The 2,805-nt window shown below is 57.0% G+C and carries 2 protein-coding genes; both read left to right on the forward strand.

Going from position 1 to position 2,805, the window contains the following annotated elements:
* Window positions 1–203 precede the first annotated feature (203 nt).
* Window positions 204–710, forward strand: coding sequence for an SRPBCC family protein (locus VI895_09490; GenBank protein ID HLG20029.1), 507 nt, complete (start codon window positions 204–206; stop codon window positions 708–710).
* A 26-nt stretch (window positions 711–736) separates the two neighbouring features.
* Window positions 737–2,805, forward strand: a 2,069-nt coding sequence (mutS, locus tag VI895_09495) for a DNA mismatch repair protein MutS (GenBank protein HLG20030.1), incomplete at its 3' end; no start/stop codon positions are given.

Genomic DNA, 2,805 nt, shown 5'->3' on the forward strand with positions numbered 1-2,805 from the left:
AAGGCCATGCTCGTGACTGCGCGTGGCCTTGGAGGATCCCATCGTGCCACCCAACGCCATGCCTGCGTGAGGCCCATCAAGTTTGGCCACCAATAAAATGGTCGAACGCTGGAATCGCGATTCTTTCGTTCATTTGTTTCGGAGCTCTCATTGGATCAACGCTTCTCGCAAGTGAAGAAGAAAGGCTGGCTGACGGGGAGAAATTGAAGGAGTTGGTGGATGTTCCCCATTCGGCCTTGAAACGAGGGGTCGTGCGGGGAGTGTTCGACGGGACGATCGAGGAAGTCTGGCAAGTGGTCGCCGATTTTGACCGGCAGGCGGAATTCATGCCGCGCATGACGGTGTCGAAAGTGCGGGAGCGAAAGGAGAATCATGTCTTTCAGTATGCGGCTCTCGATATGCCGTGGCCGATTGCGGACGTGTCGTACGTCGTGGACATCGAAGTCCAGGAGCACCGCCGACAGCTCGCCTTTGTGATGGTTCCGAATTCCGGTAAGGGAGTTCGAAATTTCAACGGGTCGACAAAATTGGAACCGTTTCCCCGAGACCCCAAAAAGACCTTGGGAACGCTCACGATCTTCTTTGAGCCCGAGAGGTGGTATCCCAAATGGATCATCAACCTGGGCACCAAATCGACGCTTGGAAAGGTCGTGGATGCCGTTCGGCGCCGTCTTCGCCAGCAGCAGGGGAGCAAACACGATTTGAAGTGAGCAACCATTAAGGTAGATTGCCGCGGATGGATCGGCACGTTAAGCCGCGCAGCGGCGTTGAGGGGGAGGCTCCGGCGGCTTTGCCGCTGGAGGGGGCGACGCGAGCCCCTATGATCGACACGCCGCTGATGCGGCAATACTGGGCGATTAAGAAACAGCACCGGGACGCGATCCTCTTCTTTCGTCTGGGTGATTTTTATGAAATGTTTTTTGAGGATGCCGAGGTGGCGTCCAAGATTCTTGAAATCGCCCTGACCTCCCGGGACAAAAGTGCCGACAATCCCGTCCCTCTTTGCGGCGTTCCATACCATAGCGCCAATGGTTACATCTCCCGCCTCCTTGATCGCGGGCACAAGGTCGCCATTTGCGAACAGGTGGAAGATCCGAAATTGGCCAAAGGAATCGTGCGCCGAGAAGTCGTGCGAGTCATCACACCCGGAATCCGCACCGACGAGGAGGGACTTTCGTCGAAAGAAGCCAACCCGCTCGTTTCTGTCTGTCGGGACTCGAAGAGTATCGGACTCGCGTGGATGGACGTGAGCAGCGGCCATTTTGAGGCGACGTCGTTCGATCGTCCGGACCAAGCGCTGGAAGAGGTCGAGCGGCTCCGGCCCCGCGAACTGCTTCGTCCGGAGAAAGCGAAGGGGGCGAATTCGGAGTCTTGGCTTGCCGACGATCGATTTGAAAAGAACGGTGTCCGATCGGAGCTTATTCCGGAATGGGTGTACGAGAATGCCGATCGAAAACTATGCGAGCGTTTCGGCGTCGCCTCCGTGATCGGTTTTGGAATTCCCGAATCCGGACCCGTGGGCGGAGCGGCCTATGCGCTTCTCTATTATGTCGAAGAGGCGAATCGAACGTTGCTTCCTCACCTGACGCCGCCGAAACCCTATCAAACAAACGATTTCGTCGGTATGGATCGGGCGACGGTCGAAAATCTGGAGATTTTTCGGGAGCGAAATGCCAATGCACTTGGAAAAGAGAGATCGCTGCTTGGGATTCTGGACGAAACCGAAACGGCCGGGGGAGGCCGAATGTTGCGGGACTGGCTCCACTTTCCGCTCCGAGATCTTGACCGAATCCACCGCAGGCTGGAAGCGGTCGGGCAGCTTGCCGAACGGGGAGATATCCGGGAGGAGCTTCGGCGCCTTCTGGCCCGGACCCACGACGTGGAGCGGATCGTGGGTAAAATCGCCGGCCGTCGCGCGAGCCCGCGCGATTGCGCAGCTTTGCGGGCTACGCTGACGCACGTTGTGTCACTCCGGGATCTTGTCGCTTCTTTGGACGCCGGATCCTTCTCCGGGCTTCGGGAAAGGCTCGATCCACATACCGCCCTTCGCACGCTTCTCCACCAGTCGCTGGCGGATGAACCTCCCCTCCTTCTAAAAGACGGCGATGTTATTCGAGATGGATTCGATGCCGGTCTCGACGAGCTTCGAGCTCTGACCTCCGGAGGTAGAGATTGGATCGCTCAACTGGAAGCGACGGAGAAAAAGCGAACCGGGATCTCCTCGCTTAAGGTCGGATACAACCGAGTTTTTGGTTACTACATCGAGGTGACCAAGACGCATCTTCAAAAAGTTCCCGAGGATTACATCCGAAAACAGACACTGGCCGGTGCCGAACGTTTTGTGACTCCCGATCTAAAAGAAAAAGAGACCCAGATTCTGGAGGCGGAAGAAAAATTAGCTCAAGTCGAAGCCGAACTTTTCGACCGGCTCTGTCGCACGATCTCGGAATCCACCCGTTCCCTTCAATCTCTGGGTGCCGCATTGGCGGAGCTCGACGTTTACGCTTCGTTTGCTCGGGTCGCTACACAATACGATTACGTACACCCGAAGGTTACGGACCGAGACGAGATCCGGATTAAGGCGGGTCGTCACCCCGTCGTGGAGCGCTTTAGTTCGGATCCCTTTGTGCCCAACGATATTCTTCTGAGCGCCGGCGAGCGCCAAATGCTGATCCTCACCGGCCCCAATATGGCGGGCAAGTCGACGATTATGCGGCAAGTAGCCTTGATCACGCTTCTGGCTCACGTGGGCTCCTTTGTCCCCGCGGAGGCGGCGGAGATCGGGCTGGTGGATCAAATTTTTAC

Source organism: Bdellovibrionota bacterium (genome assembly GCA_035292885.1).
Taxonomy (GTDB): Bacteria; Bdellovibrionota_G; JALEGL01; order JALEGL01; family DATDPG01; genus DATDPG01.